The organism is Neisseria sp. HMSC056A03, assembly GCF_001815685.1.
Lineage (GTDB): Bacteria > Pseudomonadota > Gammaproteobacteria > Burkholderiales > Neisseriaceae > Neisseria > Neisseria subflava.
In genome coordinates this window covers 22,418-38,390 of the sequence record NZ_KV821642.1, presented here as the reverse complement: position 1 = coordinate 38,390, position 15,973 = coordinate 22,418, and the positions used below count along the sequence as shown (strand labels likewise).

15 protein-coding genes are annotated in these 15,973 nt (G+C 49.4%); 6 read left to right on the top strand and 9 right to left on the bottom strand.

The genetic code is table 11. From position 1 onward, the window contains the following. Positions 1–128: 128 nt before the first annotated feature. A complete protein-coding gene (waaF, locus tag HMPREF3052_RS08960) occupies positions 129–1,148 on the bottom strand; it encodes a lipopolysaccharide heptosyltransferase II (RefSeq protein ID WP_070749574.1) in 1,020 nt (339 codons plus the stop codon). 293 nt (positions 1,149–1,441) lie between these two features. Further along, positions 1,442–2,905 carry an IMP dehydrogenase gene (gene guaB, locus HMPREF3052_RS08955; RefSeq protein ID WP_003678893.1) on the bottom strand — a complete coding sequence of 488 codons (1,464 nt, stop codon included), beginning with the start codon at positions 2,903–2,905 and terminating at the stop codon, positions 1,442–1,444. Positions 2,906–3,094: 189 nt separating this feature from the next. Here guaB and HMPREF3052_RS08950 point away from each other — a divergent pair, with 189 nt between their 5' ends. Next, entirely contained in the window at positions 3,095–3,520 is a 426-nt protein-coding gene (locus HMPREF3052_RS08950) for a DUF4124 domain-containing protein (RefSeq protein WP_070749573.1), read from the top strand. 69 nt (positions 3,521–3,589) lie between these two features. Here the strand turns inward: HMPREF3052_RS08950 and HMPREF3052_RS08945 are convergent, their stop codons facing one another. Together HMPREF3052_RS08945 and HMPREF3052_RS08940 are read right to left on the bottom strand one after the other, a co-directional pair. Further along, the gene (locus HMPREF3052_RS08945; protein WP_070749572.1) at positions 3,590–4,918 is read right to left on the bottom strand and encodes an anaerobic C4-dicarboxylate transporter family protein; all 1,329 of its coding nucleotides are present in this window, start codon (positions 4,916–4,918) and stop codon (positions 3,590–3,592) included. A gap of 222 nt (positions 4,919–5,140) precedes the next feature. Continuing rightward, entirely contained in the window at positions 5,141–6,715 is a 1,575-nt protein-coding gene (locus tag HMPREF3052_RS08940; protein ID WP_070749571.1) for a glycosyltransferase family 2 protein, read from the bottom strand. An 83-nt stretch (positions 6,716–6,798) separates the two neighbouring features. On the opposite strand from HMPREF3052_RS08940, the gene HMPREF3052_RS08935 reads away from it, so the two are divergent. Continuing rightward, entirely contained in the window at positions 6,799–7,764 is a 966-nt protein-coding gene (locus HMPREF3052_RS08935; protein WP_070749570.1) for a tRNA dihydrouridine synthase, read from the top strand. 41 nt (positions 7,765–7,805) lie between these two features. Here the strand turns inward: HMPREF3052_RS08935 and HMPREF3052_RS08930 are convergent, their stop codons facing one another. From HMPREF3052_RS08930 to HMPREF3052_RS08915, 4 genes are all read right to left on the bottom strand, one after another. Continuing rightward, positions 7,806–8,522 carry a DUF8095 domain-containing protein gene (locus HMPREF3052_RS08930; RefSeq protein WP_070749569.1) on the bottom strand — a complete coding sequence of 239 codons (717 nt, stop codon included), beginning with the start codon at positions 8,520–8,522 and terminating at the stop codon, positions 7,806–7,808. Positions 8,523–8,679: 157 nt separating this feature from the next. After that, on the bottom strand, positions 8,680–9,153 hold the full coding sequence (gene dnrN / locus HMPREF3052_RS08925; RefSeq protein ID WP_070749568.1) for an iron-sulfur cluster repair protein DnrN: 474 nt from the start codon (positions 9,151–9,153) through the stop codon (positions 8,680–8,682). Between the two features lie 182 nt (positions 9,154–9,335). Continuing rightward, positions 9,336–10,268, bottom strand: coding sequence for an AEC family transporter (locus HMPREF3052_RS08920; protein WP_070749567.1), 933 nt, complete (start codon positions 10,266–10,268; stop codon positions 9,336–9,338). 94 nt (positions 10,269–10,362) lie between these two features. Beyond that, positions 10,363–11,664 (bottom strand): YadA-like family protein, encoded by a 1,302-nt coding sequence (locus HMPREF3052_RS08915; RefSeq protein WP_283126974.1) that lies wholly within the window; start codon positions 11,662–11,664, stop codon positions 10,363–10,365. A 337-nt stretch (positions 11,665–12,001) separates the two neighbouring features. Here HMPREF3052_RS08915 and HMPREF3052_RS08910 point away from each other — a divergent pair, with 337 nt between their 5' ends. Together HMPREF3052_RS08910 and HMPREF3052_RS08905 are read left to right on the top strand one after the other, a co-directional pair. Further along, the gene (locus tag HMPREF3052_RS08910; protein ID WP_049329687.1) at positions 12,002–12,757 is read left to right on the top strand and encodes a GNAT family N-acetyltransferase; all 756 of its coding nucleotides are present in this window, start codon (positions 12,002–12,004) and stop codon (positions 12,755–12,757) included. Between the two features lie 59 nt (positions 12,758–12,816). Further along, positions 12,817–13,566 (top strand): lysophospholipid acyltransferase family protein, encoded by a 750-nt coding sequence (locus HMPREF3052_RS08905; protein ID WP_063075462.1) that lies wholly within the window; start codon positions 12,817–12,819, stop codon positions 13,564–13,566. Between the two features lie 53 nt (positions 13,567–13,619). On the opposite strand, the gene gloA is transcribed toward HMPREF3052_RS08905, so the two are convergent. After that, the gene (gloA, locus tag HMPREF3052_RS08900) at positions 13,620–14,033 is read right to left on the bottom strand and encodes a lactoylglutathione lyase (protein ID WP_070749566.1); all 414 of its coding nucleotides are present in this window, start codon (positions 14,031–14,033) and stop codon (positions 13,620–13,622) included. 204 nt (positions 14,034–14,237) lie between these two features. Here gloA and HMPREF3052_RS08895 point away from each other — a divergent pair, with 204 nt between their 5' ends. Together HMPREF3052_RS08895 and HMPREF3052_RS08890 are read left to right on the top strand one after the other, a co-directional pair. Next, complete coding sequence (locus tag HMPREF3052_RS08895; protein ID WP_070749565.1) at positions 14,238–15,338, top strand: conjugal transfer protein; 1,101 nt, start codon at positions 14,238–14,240, stop codon at positions 15,336–15,338. A gap of 86 nt (positions 15,339–15,424) precedes the next feature. Then, positions 15,425–15,889, top strand: coding sequence for a low molecular weight protein-tyrosine-phosphatase (locus HMPREF3052_RS08890; RefSeq protein WP_070749564.1), 465 nt, complete (start codon positions 15,425–15,427; stop codon positions 15,887–15,889). Positions 15,890–15,973: the final 84 nt, after the last annotated feature.

Here is a 15,973-nt window from a genome sequence, read left to right as displayed (position 1 = left end):
GGGGATGTCCAACTTTTGGGGTGCAGTTCAGGTTTCAGACGGCCTTTTGTTAAAAAATAAAAGAAACACAAATCAAAAGGGTAGATTCAAATCTGCCCTTTGCTGTTTTCCATCTAATCTTTATAGGATTACGCCGAACGAGCCAGCTCTTCCGCCGCTTTTTGCACTATATCCGGCGTCAACTTGTTCAAACAATCCGTATGCCCTAACGGACATTCGCGTTTGAAACAAGGTGAACAATCCAAATTCAAGCTGACGATTTTTGCCTTTTGGCTTAGAGGCGGCGTATGGTCAGGGCTGGATGAGCCGTAAACTGCAACCAATTTCCGATCAAGCGCGGCCGCAAGGTGCATCAGACCGCTGTCGTTGCACACGACCGTATCGGCGCAAGACAACAGATCAATCGCCTCCGGAAGATTGGTTTTACCGCAAAGATTGGTACACAGGCCGTCTGAAAGTCGGTTGATTTCATCTGCAATATCAAAATCTTTTTGCGAACCAAACAGCCAAACCTGCCAACCCTCGGCCAAATATCGGCGGCCAAGTTCGGCAAAATAACGCGCAGGCCAACGCTTGGCCGGGCCATATTCAGCGCCGGGACAAAATGCCAAAATCGGTTTATCCGTCGCCAAACCATGTTTTGACAAAGCGGCTTGACGGCTTTCGGGATCAATTGTGAAACAGGGATTATCGGAATGCCCGTTAAAATCCGCTTGGGTCGGATGCGCCAGCGCAGTATAGCGGTCAACCATCAACGGCAATGCGGCCTTATCCAACTTGCGGATATCGTTCAGCAAAAAATAGCGCGATTCGCCGACGTAGCCAGTACGCTGTTTAATCCCCGTAGCCAAAGCAATGATGGCGGATTTGAGCGAACCGGGCAAAACAATCACTTGATCATAGTCTTCTTTTCCCAATTCACGCCCGATACGCCAGCGTTTTTTCAATTCCAACGCACCATGTCCAAACGGATTTTCTATTACACGGTTAATTTCAGGCATACGCTCAAATACGGCCATCGACCATTTAGGTGCAAACGCATCAATGATGCAGCCGGGATGCAGCTCATGCAAACGGCGATAAAGCGGTTGGGTCATGACGCAGTCACCAATCCAGCTTGGGGTAATAATCAGGATTTTTTTGGACATAATGGAATGTGTTTTTAATTTTGGCTTATTGTAATACGATTTTTAAAAGGCCGTCTGAAACTCGGTTTAATCTCTCAGATCAAAACGTACTACTTGATACACGTCATTTCAACAGATGAACCCTGGTTTGAGCGCATGAAGCGTTTGTCTTCCCAACTATTCTGCAAACTCTGCAAATACCACGCCCAAAATACCAAGCATAACGGCGGCAAGCAATATTTGCTTCATTTTTAAAACCTTATAAAAACAGAAAGGCCGTCTGAAATATTTTCAGACGACCTTTTTATACTGGTTTAACGATGGTAGTTAGGTGCTTCTTTAGTGATTTGTACGTCGTGAACGTGAGATTCGCTCATACCGGCAGAAGTGATTTCCACAAATTCTGCTTTCTCGTGCATTTCAGCAATATTGGCGCAACCTAAGTAACCCATGCTGGAGCGCAGACCGCCGGTCAGCTGATGGATGATGTTTACAATCGGGCCTTTGTAAGGAACGCGGCCTTCGATGCCTTCAGGAACATATTTGTCTGTGCTGTCGGTTTTGTCTTGGAAGTAGCGGTCGGCTGAACCTTGGCTCATCGCACCCAACGAACCCATGCCGCGGTAAGACTTGTAAGAGCGGCCTTGGTAGAGTTCGATTTCGCCCGGTGCTTCTTCCGTACCGGCAAACATACCGCCGAGCATGACGCTGTATGCACCTGCTGCCAGAGCTTTGGCAATATCGCCGGAGAAGCGGATACCGCCGTCGGCAATCAGGGGAACGCCGGTACCTTTCAGGGCTTCGGAAACATTGTGAATCGCAGTCAGCTGAGGCACGCCCACGCCGGCTACGATACGGGTCGTACAAATCGAGCCCGGGCCGATACCGACTTTAACGGCATCCGCACCTGCAGCGACCAAATCCAAAGCGGCTTTGGCAGTCGCGATGTTGCCACCGATGACTTGGATGTGCGGATAAGTTTCTTTGACCCAGCGCACGCGATCGATAACGCCTTGGCTATGGCCGTGGGCAGTATCGACCACAATCACGTCCACACCGGCTTCCACCAATGCTTTGACGCGCTCTTCGGTATCGCCGCCGGTACCTACCGCGGCACCGACGCGCAGGCGGCCTTCGGCATCTTTGTTGGCATTAGGAAATTCGGTTGTTTTCAGAATATCTTTAACTGTAATCAGACCTTTGAGTTCATCTTGGTCGTTCAATACCAAAACGCGCTCAACTTTGTGCGCATGCATGATTTCGCGGGCTTCATCGATGCTGGTACCTTCAGGAACGGTAACCAAACGGTCGCGGGGGGTCATGATGGCAGAAACCGGCAGATCAACACGGTTTTCAAAACGCAGGTCGCGGTTGGTCACGATACCGACCACTTTGCCGTTTTCAACAACAGGCAGACCGGACATTTTGCGTTTGCGTTGTGCGCGCATTTCCAAGACTTCGCGGATCAATGCGGTCGGCGCAACGGTAACGGGATCTTTCACCACGCCGCTCTCATGGCGCTTCACTTTGGAAACGGCACGCGCTTGCAACTCCGGCGTCATGTTTTTATGGATAATGCCGATGCCGCCTTCTTGAGCCATAGAAATGGCCAGACGCGCTTCGGTAACGGTATCCATTGCAGCAGAAAGTAGAGGGAGGTTGAGCGTGATATCGCGGGTGAGTTTGGTTTGAAGTTTGACATCTCGAGGCAGCACGTTTGAGTGTGCTGGAACCAACAAAACGTCGTCGAAAGTATAGGCTTTTTCTACAATACGCATGATGCTCGGTCTTTCAGTTTGTGCAAGATGCACGGCATTATATCACACCGGCTTGATGCTAACATTGGCAATACATGTTTTAACGTTATTTTTTTACATCATTTGATCTGAGGTACAAAAATATGCCAACGCATTGCAGTTTCAAGTAAAATAGGTTGGATGAGAACATCATTTACATAAGGGAAACCCATGAAATCTTCCGTACTCAAAACCTGTCTGACAGCAGCCCTTCTCTCTTCCGCCGCCCTGACCGGCGCGGCCGAGGTTTACACTTGGAAAGGCGCATCGGGCAACAGCTATTCCGATACGCCAAACCGCCTGCAACCGAAGCGTTCCGGCGTGGTCAACATCCGCACGCACAACGTCAAACCTGCCGTTACACCTGCTGTTGCGGCATCTGAGCCGGTTGCCGAGCAGCCTAATGAGCAAGTTGCGGAACAAAATAAACAAATTGAAGAGCGCAATAAAAAAATCGAAGAACAAAACCGCCAAAACAAGCTGGAAAACTGCAAAATCGCCAAAATCAACCGCCAAGTCGCCGAAAGCGCTCGCTTGGCCAATCGCGACAGTTTGATTAAGCAATATCAAAACGACGTCAATAAATACTGCAATTAAGCTCTCGAATCACAATATCAAAAAGGCCGTCTGAAATTTAATTTCAGACGGCCTTTATTTTTCAGTCCATCAATAATACACCTGAACCAACAACAAGCCGATGGCCAAGCTGAATGCCATGCTCAACAAGCCCGGAATCATGAAGCTATGGTTGAAGATGAATTTGCCGATTTTGGTCGAGCCGGTTGTATCGAAGTCAATAGCGGCAATAATCGGACCATAGTTTGGTATAAAGAAATAGCCGTTTACCGCAACGAATGTGCCGATAATGATGGGCGCAGGAATACCCAGTTTGATGGCGATCGGAAACAGCGTTGCCACTGTCGCGCCTTGGCTGTTGACCAATACCGACAAGACAAACAGGGCAAAGGCAAAGGTCCACGGTGCAGATTCAACCAAATGGCTGACGGTCGATTCCACTTCTGTTAAGTGGCCGCTCATCAAGGTATCGCCCAACCAAGCCACGCCAAACACCGCAATCACGGCACGCATACCGGCATGGAATACCGAACCTCGGGTAATCGCATCGCCATTGGGTTTACACGCCAAAATAATCAGCGCAGAAGCAGACAACATCACGATTTCAATCGTATGCGCCATGCCCATAGGCTTGACCGCGCCATCGTGTTCAAAAGCCGGACGCAGCTCAGGCAGTGCCCCCATTACCACCACCAGCAATGCCGCAGTCAAGAAAATGCCGACCGACAATTTGGCTTTCGGCGAAATGGCGACATCGGTTTGTTGCTCCTCCACATCGATGTATTCTTTCACATAGTTCGGGTCTTTCAGCAAAGCCTGATAATGCGGATCGTCTTTCAATTCTTTGCCCAGTTTGTTTACGAACACGCAAGCCAAACCGATACCCAAAATCGTGGACGGAACGGTAACTTTCAACACGTCCGCCATCGTGATGTGCTGCGGCTCAAGCATGGTGACGCAGGCAACAACCGCGGCGGCAATTGGGCTGGCAACAATCGCAAATTGGGAAGCGATAACCGCCATCGTCAGCGGACGGGAAGGACGGATGCCATTGCGACGGCTGACTTCGGCAATTACAGGCAAGACCGAGTAAGCCACATGGCCCGTACCTGCCAACACGGTGAAGGTGTAAGTTACCGCCGGCGCGATAAAGGTGATGTATTTCGGATTGCGGTGCAACACGCGCGTGGCAATCTTAATCATATAGTCCAAACCACCACTGGCCTGCATGGCCGCTGCGGCAGACACTACCGCCATAATCATCAGCATCACATCAATCGGCGGGCTGGTCGGTTGAAGATGGAAACCAAAAGACAATACGGCCAAGCCGATACCGCCGAGCACGCCCAAACCAATCCCACCAACCTGCGCACCAATCAGGATACACAGCAGCACAATGGCAAACTGGATAAAAAACATAGTTGACATCACAACTCCCAAAATCCGGCCTTGACCGAAATAAAATTACAAATAGTTGGATTATAGAGTAAACCCTCTTCCCTAACCATACTTTACCGAACTATACATACTGATTTACATCAAATAAATAATATTCTCATTTAACCTCTAAGCTTTTAAAAATACAAAAAAGGCCGTCTGAAAATTTTCAGACGGCCTCTATGACTTAAAAAGATGATAAGGCTATTTCCCGGCTACTTCTTCATCTTTTATAAAATCCGATACGCCATGAACACAGCGGATTTTACGTTCCGACAAAGTTGCCTCCAACAAAGCATCATTTTGCGGCAAGGAATCGCGTTCTGCCTCATTGTGCCAAAGGTGATACGCAATACCGGCAAATTTCAAATTATGGCGTTTCATCCCGTTATGATAGCAACGGGCGACAAACTCGCTGTCTTCCCTGCCCCAACCGACAAAGCTATTGTCAAACCCGTTGACGGCAAGCGCATCGCTGCGGAAAAAGCCCATATTGCAAGTTTTGATGCCTTTGTGTTTGCGGTTGCCTTTTCGGCCTGCCAATTTGGCCAAACAACGGCAACGTAGGGCGGAAAGCCGTTTTTCTATTCCCGAGCTGAACATAGACAAGGCAGGCAAATCGCCTTCGTCTAAAATATCCTGCGTTTTATCCTCAGTCAAAATCACGCGGGAGCCCTGTATCAGACGGCCTTTGCGGGCAATCTTCAAATGATCGGCGATAAAAGACGGATCCAAAACCATATCGCCGTCAATCAACACAATATAATCGCTTTTCGCCTGCGCCAACGCACGGTTGCGCGATTCGGCGGCACGAAAGCCCCTATCCGGCTGCCATGAATGCTTAACAGGAATGCTTGTCCTACGGCGGATAAAATCAACCACTTCGGCGGTTTCCTGCCTTGAGCCGTCATCCGCAACAATAATCTCATCCGGCAGACGGGTTTGCGATAAAGCCGATTTCAACACCAGCTCCAAAGCATCGGGGCGATTATAGGTGGTGATGATGAGGGAGACGGTTATCGTGCGGTTGCGCTCGTAGAGTTTGACATATTTGTAATACGAACCTTGCGCGTTGGACACTGAAATCGTCAGCCCGTCCGCCCCATAAGCAAAACCGCGTTTAAGCAGATAATTCTTCACAAACGATACGCTGCCATGCAGCAAAGCCTTAAATGGCGAACTGTCTTTCTTGAAGCGGTTTTCTTCCGCATACAGCGAGCTGTACTGCTGCATTTTCTGAATCAGCCCTTCGGCATTTTCAAAAGAATAATGTTTCAGACGGCCATCAAGTTGTCTAACCTTGGCTTCCTGCGGCAACACCAAAGACTCATGCACCTGACGGTCGGAAAAACGGGTAAATTTGCGATGATAAAGGCGCGGAATAATATCCGGATACCAGCCGCAGCCTTTAATCAGTCTGCCGTGATAATGGTTCAGACGGGAAAGCGAAAAGATATGTTCCTTCTCATTTTCCAAAACGGCCGCACGAATGGATTCGATTAAAGCCTCATCCGCCACTTCATCGCTGTCTATGCTGAAAATCCAATCGTTTTGCGCCAGTCTGGCCGCCAGATTTTTCATCGGGCCAAATCCGATAAAGTCATGCTTGTAATAGCTGACATTGGAAAATCCTTTGGCAATTTCAAAAGTACGGTCGGTCGAGCCGTTGTCCAACAGCAGGACTTCGTCAAAGTCTTTCAACGCACTCAAAACTTCTGAAAGATAACGTTCTGAATTTTTTACCAACATGGCGGCGGTTGCCGGAATTGTGTGCATCATAAAAAGGCCGTCTGAAAAAGGAAGCTGTATTTTAACCGATATACCGCTACAATATGTCCTCCTTTTTTCAGACGACCTGACTCATGCAGCTTATTCTTGCCCCCATGCAGGGGCTGATGGACGATGTGATGCGCGACCTATTAACGCGTATTGGTGGATTTGACGAATGCGTCAGCGAATTTGTCCGCATTACGCACACGGTCCACTCACGCGCCACTTGGCTTAAATATGTTCCCGAAACCGCCCATGCCAACCGCACGCCGGCCGGTACGCCCTGTACTGTCCAGCTTTTAGGCAGCGATGCGGAAAACATGGCCGTCAACGCTTTGGAAGCCGTGCGTTTCGGTGCGGACAAAATCGACCTCAACTTCGGCTGCCCCGCGCCAACGGTCAATAAACACAAAGGCGGTGCGATCTTGCTCAAAGAACCGGACTTGATTTACCACATCGTCCACACCCTGCGCCAACGCCTGCCACAACACATTCCGTTGACTGCTAAGATGCGGCTCGGTTATGAAGACAAAAGTCTGGCATTGGAATGCGCTTCCGCGATTGAAAACGGCGGCGCATGCGCGTTAACCGTCCATGCACGCACCAAAGTCGAAGGCTACGAACCGCCGGCACATTGGGAATGGGTGCGCAAAATCCGCGATGCAGTCAGTATTCCCGTTACCGCCAACGGCGATGTGTTCAGCCTTCAAGACTATCTCGACATTAAAACCGTCAGCGGCTGCGACAGCGTGATGCTCGGGCGCGGCGCCGTTATCCGTCCCGACTTGGCGCGGCAAATCAAGCAATATGAAAACGGCGAAACAGTGAAAGACACCGACTTTGCCGAAGTCTCCTCATGGATAGTCCAATTCTTCGACTTGTGCCTTGCTAAAGAAGCCAACAACAAATATCCGGTTGCCCGTTTGAAACAATGGCTGGGCATGATGAAAAAAGAGTTTGAACAGGCGCAGGTATTGTTTGACCGCATCCGCGCTATCAAAGAAGCGGATAAAGTGAAACAGATTCTGCTGTCGTTTGAACAAGAGATGCATTCATGATTTTAAAAGGCCGTCTGAATTTCAGACGGCCTTTGATTTCATCACCTACATACATAATCAGCCAACAGCCTACCCTTTTCCGCACTGGCTGCATTAGCCATGTTTACCTGTTTGGTCTCAGGGCCATTTTTAGATTTCAGGGATTCGCTCATTTTTCTGGCAAATTCTTTATTGGCACCGGTCACCCTTGACTCGGTAGAATCCAATATGAAGCCGTCTTGCTCATATTTGCCTTGCGCAGTAATAATCAAGATATTTTCAGGCGAAGGATAATCCGGAAAATCAATATAGTTGGTAACCAGCTTGTAGGAAACACCTTTGCCGTGTTTCATATCCTGACAGATGCCGTTAGGCGCGGTAAAGACTGCATGGCCGATCCGGCCACGTCCGAAATCATAAAAATCGATTCTCTTAGCAGCAGCCAACAGTTTTCTATCGTTGCCGTCATTAATATTTAATGACTTGCCGTTTACTAAAAACAGGGTTGGCAACAAGGTGCCTTCCAAATTATATGCTTCGCCCAACAGCTTGCCCTGACGATACACAGTCAAGACAGGCTTTTTTAGACCATTTTTCGGATTACCGGTTTTCTTAAAAGAAATCTTCTGAAGTACATTGCCAAATTCATAATAAGGCCGCGACTGCACGCCTGTTTTCGTATCCTGCAGCAGGGCGCTCCAGCCTCCGTCCGTCGTTTGGGCGCATGCAGTCACAGCAGCAAACAGAATACCCGATAGTAAAACTTTAGAATGTTTCATTCATAAATTCCTTCTCAAGTAAACAAAATAACGGATGTGTGCCTTTACTGCCTAATTTTATTTCTTTATTAAAATTTTAGAACTATTGTACTAATTTAGCAAGGGATTAAAGAACAGGCCGTCTGAACATTCAGACGGCCTTGATTAACCTCAAATTTTAAGAAGCCAAAACTCGGGGGAAGAAAATCTCATTTTCCAAGTGAATATGGTCTTTCAAATCGTCCACCATCTCTTTGGCCAATGCGTACAAACGGGTCCAGCTGCCGCAAGCGCCTTCGGGAAGCTCAAAATTATTGGTCAATTCTTCCAGACGAGCGATGGCTTGGTCGTGTTCTTCATGCTCGTGCATCATCACGCTGATTGGCATTGCCGCGCCACGACCTACGCCCTGATTAATCATCGGGAATAACATGCGTTCCTCTTTCATCATGTGCATCAACAGCTCGTTTTGCATATAGGCCAACAAATCGGCCACTTCGGCAGGGAAAGTGTCGGCATGAACTTGCGCTACTTTTTGCGCCAGCGGTACCAACTCTTCAAACTGGGCGCGGTGAACATTGTGATAACGTTGCAGGATATGGTCAATCGTAGAATTGAAAGGCGCGGTTTCCCAAAGGGTAAAGTCGGTCATGGCTGTGTTCCTTTAAAGATTTATATTGAATGAATGTTAGGCATAAGGATACACGCAGCAATCAGCTTTGTATAGTTTTTTAATTGTTTAATTAATTGATAATAAAAGTTATTTTCAAATTTAAAATAACAAACAGGCCGTCTGAAACATAATGCCAACGTTTCAGACGGCCTGCCCTTTTCTTAAATAATCCAACGATATAACGCAATCATCACCGGCATGGTTACCACACAAAGCAAGGTTGTCAGCCCATAAATCGCGCTGGCTTTTTGGGCATTTTTACCGTAAACAACCGCCATTTGGGTAACTGTCGAGGCGGCAGGCGAAGTCGTTGCCAAAAAGCTGATTAAAACAACCGTATCCGCATGCGCATCATGATGGGCAAAACCGCAGACTTTAACGGCAAAAAGCAATAATACCGGAATCAAAATCAGCCTTAAAAAAGCAACGAGATAAAGCCTCGGTGTCCACATAATCGAGCGCAGCGGCAAAGAAGCCAAAAGCATGCCCGCCACCAACATGGCAACCGGGCCAATCATGCTACCTACCGTCGCCAAAGTATTATCAATAATATGCGGCAGCTTAATCTGAAAGATAAACATCAGCAGCCCGACCAGCATGGATAAAATGTTGATATTAGTAAAAATGGTTTTCCAAGCCACATTGCCGCGGCCGCAAATCAACAGGCGCAGATGCGTCCAAAATAAAAACGTCTGCACCATAATAAAACCGCTGGTGTAAATCACCCATTCCGCACCAAAGACCGACATTACCAAAGGGATAATCAGGTTGCCCGAATTACTGTACACCGTCGCCGCGTGTTCGAGCGCATCGAGTTTGAACAAGTGCTTAAACAACCTGCCCAAAACAATCAAAACCACATGGAAAAACACCGCCAGCATGACGGAAAGCTTCAGCCCTTCGATAATCTGCGGCGTATTGTCCATCTGAAAAGCGTGAATCATGACGGACGGGCTGATCAGGTAAAGCGCGATAACGGAGAGCGTGTAGCTGTTTTCCGATTTCAACAGCCCTGCCTTCACCAAGGCCACGCCCATCAAAACAATCAGCGTCAGCTCGGTAATTTTTCCGGCAAGCAGGAAAGAGGTTTCCATAATAAAAAAAGCGACAAAAACGTTAATTTTACGCTTCTACCGCTTGGCATGCCAAATTCAGACGGCCTCAACATTCAAGTCCATCTGAAATTTTCTACCACAGATAGGTTACGCTGGCTCCACCGCCTGCACCACCCTTAGATGCGCCAACAGCCGAACCTTTCACCAGCCATTTGCCACTGGCGGATACTTTCGATACTCCGACAGCAAAACCGGCCTTTCCGCGCCAAACGCCGCTGCCAATGGATACCGCGCCCTGTCCCGGCTGGTAAGCTTGTCCCAGATTACCCACCGCAATCGCAGCGGCAGAGCCGGCATCCGCACGGTCTTCCAGTTTTTTCATTTCTACGCGTGTTTCAGCTCGTATCTGATTGATTTGAGCAGCCACCGCCGACTCTTTTTGCTGACTGTCGGCCTGCCATCTTTCCGCAAGCCTTTTAACCTGAGCCACATTTACCGCATCTGTATCCTGAGTACCGGCAGCCACATGGGTAATTTGACGGCTGTCCTTTTCATTGCCAACCGAAACCGCGCCCAATGTCGATTTCCATGCCGTTTCTTCAGATTGACTTGCCGACTGTGTCGCAAAATCATAGCCTGCCTGCCCTGCAGCCGAATCTGCGATGCTTTGCGCACCCAGAGCCACCGCTTTCTCGGCTTTACCTTTGGCTTGGAAACCGAGCGCCAAAGATTTCTCTTCCAAAGCCGATGCGCCGCCGCCGACTGCGGTACCACCTTCTTTACGCACGCTGGAGCTGGTACCGACAGCCAGACCGTTCAAGGCCGTGGCGGAAGACTCTACACCCAAAGCCACACTGTTTACGGCATTCGATACCGCACGCGTACCGACTGCCACTGCTTGATAACCTTCTGCTTCAGCAGCCGATGCTAGTGCAAGTGATTGAGTTCCACGTGCTTTAGCTCGATCACCTAAGGCCGTTGCACTGAGCGCATCCGCCTCACTATCTCTGCCGATAGCTACTGCATCAATATTACTTGCCTGCGCGCCATTACCTACCGCAACGGCACGCAAAGCCGAAGCCTTGGACAGCAGGCCAACTGCAACAGATTGACCGCCAGAAGCAGCTGCTGCGCCACCGACTGCTACATCATTTGTTCCCTTGGCATGGGCCCGAAAGCCAACCGCCACCGACCGCAATGCCTCCGCCTTGGATTCGCCACCCAAAGCGGTTGCGCTCAAACCGGAAGCGGCAGAATCATAACCCAAAGCAGCCGCCTTATAGCCGCCTGCTTTAGCCTTGTCGCCAACTGCAGTGGCATTTTCGCCCGATACGGATTCTTTACCGACAGCCAAAGAACCCGTCTTGTGCATGGTTCCAGCAACGATACCTCCGTCCGCATACGCAGTACCGAAAAAAGCGCTAAAGCCAAACACAAAGGTCTGAGCGATACATTCAGTTTCATCTTTATATTCTCCATTTTTTAAATATTAAAAATATCCCATTTAATCATATTAATACTTTTGAACTAGTTATATTGTATATATTTTTATCCTCATATTAAATAATTCGGATAAATATTTTGATTTATGTCATAAATTTCAAACATCCTGGCAAATGTTCTTGGCCATCTTTCTAAACAGCCATCAGTTTCAGACGGCCTGAAGCCTTTTTCCAACAACCCGACATAATTTGCCCTACCGCAAAGCAAATCAATATAAATCTGTCCGTATATCCGCTATAATCAGCCATTTTCTTCAAACAGGAAACATCATGTCCCCCAGCCGTTTCAATCAAACGGGCCCCAAAATCGGCCTGAGCGTACGCCTTGCAGAAACCCAAGCTGAAATCGAAGCCGCCCAAAGATTGCGCTATCAGGTTTTTGCCCAAGAGTTGGGGGCGGAAATCGAAAGCGATGACGGCCGTGATGTCGATCCTTATGATGAGCATTGCCACCACCTGCTTGCCTTCGATGATGCAACCGGCGAAGTTATCGGCTGCTACCGCCTGATTACCGAAGAAACCGCAAAAAAAGTCGGCGGCTGGTACAGCGAGCATGAATTCGACCTTGAGCCTCTGAAAGACATTCTGCCGCAAACCGTCGAACTCGGCCGCGCCTGTACCCACCCGGACTACCGCAACGGCGGCTTGGTTATGCTGTTGTGGACCGGTTTGGTCAAATTCATGAAAGACGAAAACCTGCGCTTTATGATTGGCTGCGGCAGTATTGAAATGCGCGACGGCGGCAACGATGCGGCGGGCCTGTATCATGCTTTGAAAGACAAATACCTCGCTCCGGAACAATGGCGCGTCAAACCACTCAACCCGCTCAAATGGGACAGCATCACGCCGTCTGAAAATCCGCCTGTACCCGCACTGATCAAAGGCTATCTCAAAGCAGGCGCGTGGTTCTGCGGCGAGCCTTGCGTCGATGAAGCATTCAACTGCGCGGATGTGCTGATCATGATGGACATCAGCCACCTTTCCGACCGCTACTTACAGCGTTTTGCCCCTAAAACCGATTCATAATAAAAGGCCGTCTGAAACTTCAGACGGCCTGCCTAATCTTTATAAAAAAAACACACACAATGACCGCCAAAATCCGTTTTATCTTCCGTCTTCTCTGTATTGCCGGCTGCCTTTTGTACGGCATGGCCGAAATGTTTTTTCTATTTCCCTTTTACAGCAGCAAACGCAAACTGCGCGCAATCCAATTATGGTCACTGCGCGTACTCGCTTCCTGCGGCATGAAACTGCAAACCTTCGGCACGCCGCCGCAAGAAGATCGTGGTCAGCTGATTATCAGCAACCATATTTCATGGTTGGACATTATGGCGGTCAACGGCGCATTTCCCGGCCGTTTTGTAGCTAAAGACGATGTGGCCAAATGGCCGGTGGTCGGTTATCTCGCCACACAGGCGCAAACGGTTTACGTCTCGCGCAACCGCGGTATCAAAGGCAATTCCGCCAAAATCGCCGGCGTAACCGAAGCACTGAAAAACGGCGATACCGTCACCATTTTCCCCGAAGGCACCAGTACCGAAGGCCGTGAAATCCTGCCGTTCAAACCCAGCTTTTTTCAGACGGCCTATGATGCAGGCGTACCGATTATTCCAGCGCTCTGCCGCTATCCGAATCCGGACGGCAGCAGCCCCAATCCGCACACTGCCTACTACGGCGACATCAGCCTCTGGCAATCCATCTGCATGGTCATCAGCCAGCCTTCCAGCACGGTCGAACTGCATTTCCTCGATCCGATTGAAGCGGGAGAAGACCGCTACGCTACCGCGCTTCAAGTACACGCCCTGTTGAGCGAAAAGCAAAAACAGTTGGGCTGATCAAACAAAAGGCCGTCTGAATGTTCAGACGGCCTTTTCCATTATCTTATGTCTTAAGATGAATATTGTACCGAATCGCTACCGCTTTTCTTTTGAATAAATTCAATTTTGTAGCCGTCCGGATCTTCAACAAACGCAATCACAGTCGTGCCGTGTTTCATCGGACCGGCTTCGCGTACCACTTTGCCTCCCATCTCTGTGACACGTTCACACGCGGCGTAAGCATCATCGACTTCAATCGCGATATGGCCGTAAGCATCGCCCAAGTTGTAAGACTCGGTATCCCAGTTGTGGGTCAGTTCCAAAACAGTATGGTCCGCTTCATCGCCATAACCGACAAAAGCCAAAGTAAAACGGCCTTCAGGATAATCGCGGCGGCGCAGCAGTTGCATATTCAATACGTTTTGATAGAAATCCAAAGAGCGTTCGAGATTGCCGACACGCAGCATAGTATGAAGCAAGCGCATGATTTTGTTCCTTTCTGAATTATGTTTGGTCATGGATTATAACACATCGGGCACCATCCTCTTCAGCCTCAAAATACCGACACTGAAACTGCATAAAAATGAAGCACACACCCTGCCGTCATTTGAATTTCATGTATTAACAAGCACACCGACTGACTAAATTGCTATAATCGCCACACTTACAACACAACACTTCAAACTGTCATGAAAACCTTTGTTCTTCCAGATACCCGCCCTTATCCGCAGAGCCCTATCAAAAACTACCTTCTGCTCAATGCCTATCAGCTGGCGCACAACTCCTCCTCCGCATCACGCAAACTTTCGGCCGGCCAACTGCAAACCGAAATCCGTACCATGCTCAGCCAAAACCATTACATCAACCTTTCATTGGCGATGACCATGGCGCCCGATGTTGGTACTTACACCAGCCTGATTCAAAGCGTGGGCGAAGTCTTAAAAGCAGAAAACGATAACGAAGCCCAATGGTTTGCCCTGCCTGTCGTTTTGGTCGCCGGTTGCAAAAAAGAACAAACCCTGCCGCTCACGCTACCTACCGAAGCCCTCTTTTCCTGCCTGCAAAACTACCCTAATCTGCGCGCCCTCACGCAAAACACGCAATGGCTGCCTTACCTCGTCCAATCTACCGACTTGAGCAGCGTTACCCCGGGCGACTGGTTCCAAGCTAAGCAAAACGATAAAGCGGCAGGCGCATTCCTGCAAAAATTCGAATACAAACCATTGACGCTGCCCGAAGGTCAATCCGTCCATGTTGTTTACGCGCTGGGCTACGGCAATAAAGATATTCAGACGGCCTTGGGTCTCAACCTGCAACAGGCGGGCCTGCCATTGATGCAGGTTTGGCAAGAACATCTCGCCCTCGACGGCGTTACCCTCTTTACCAACCCACTCTCGCCCAATACGCCGCTTGACGCGCTTACCGACGGCAGCCACACCCGCCAACGCATGGCCATGGACGTTTTTGCCACCAACGCCATCCGCGCCATCCGTATGCAAAGCCCGCGTGTCGGCGTTGTCGCCGCAGCGAAAGCGGACGGCAAGCTCCAGTTCAGCTTCAACGCAACAGACAGCGCGTTTGAAATCGTTCCGCAGACCTTCACTTGGGAGCTGGCCTCAACCGACAATATTGCCATCGTTCAGCAAAACTTCCTCGACCTGATGGCCGAATGCCGAATCGAACACCTCTACCTGCTGCACAACCCACTGGGCGAAAACGAGAACATCCCTACTTATGCCCAAGCGTTAAAACTGGAAGGCCATAATCCTTTCTTCAGCAATGTAAACTAAATTGAAAATGCAACACGCCAAGGCCGTCTGAAAACGGTTTAGCGTGTTGCATTGATTTTCAAACCTTACCGCTCATTTTCACGCATATGAAAACCCACAAAATCCTTTTCGTCTGCCTCGGCAACATCTGCCGCTCCCCCATGGCCGAATACGTCCTGCGCCATCGCGCCCGCGAAGCAGGCATGGGCAATGCCGTCATTACAGCCAGCGCAGGCACATCGGGCTGGCACGACGGAGAAGACATGCACGAAGGCACGCGCTGCGCACTCAAGCAACACGGCATCGACCCGTCAGGCTTTACCAGCAGCAAAATCAAACCCAGCGATGCCGAGCATTTCGACTACATCATCGTGATGGACGACAACAACCTCAGAGAAACCGAAAAGCAGCTCGGTTTCCACCCCGGCAAAATCTTCAAACTGACCGACCTTATCCCCGACTCAGGTTACAACCACGTTCCCGATCCGTGGTACACAGGCAACTTTGACGAAACCTACCGTCTGGTCGATGCCGGCAGCTTGGCCTTATTGGAAAAATTGAAACAGGCTTAAACCGGCTTTAACAAAAAAAGGCCGTCTGAACAGGTATCCGCAAAAGCCATGCTTTCGTGATTACCTGTTCAGACGGCCTTTATC